At 68.9% G+C, this 312-nt stretch carries 1 pseudogene; it reads right to left on the bottom strand.

Annotation, left to right across the window (positions count from 1 at the left end):
• A pseudogene (locus ADL03_RS06905) lies at positions 1-278 on the bottom strand (ribulose-phosphate 3-epimerase); the annotation flags it as partial.
• Positions 279-312 lie beyond the last annotated feature (34 nt).

The raw sequence follows: 312 nt of genomic DNA, 5'->3' as shown, positions 1-312 counted from the left end.
GCCTCGACGTGGACGGCGAGGTTGTTCGCCGACGGATCGGCGCGCCCGGTGGCGCGACGTTCCGGTCGGGCGGTCATCGGAAGGCACTCGCCAGGGATGGCCGTGGCCTCCAGCAGCGATTTGACCACCGGCAGGCCCAGGGGCAGGTTCGGCAACAAGCGGTTGTCCATCCCCACGAGGTGGATCCAGTCCGACCTGGGCAACGCGGCCAGCTCGTCGGCGAGGCGCGCGAAGTCTGCGGACAGGATGCTGGGGGCGATCATCGGCGTGGGGACCACGAGGCTGATCCTAAGTGTCCAGCAGGTCGAGCAA

The sequence above is a fragment of the Nocardia sp. NRRL S-836 genome (assembly GCF_001279525.1).
In the GTDB taxonomy this organism is placed as follows: Bacteria; Actinomycetota; Actinomycetes; order Mycobacteriales; family Pseudonocardiaceae; genus Lentzea.
Note: the sequence above shows the minus strand (reverse complement) of the source record. Positions and strands in the feature narration are given on the sequence as shown.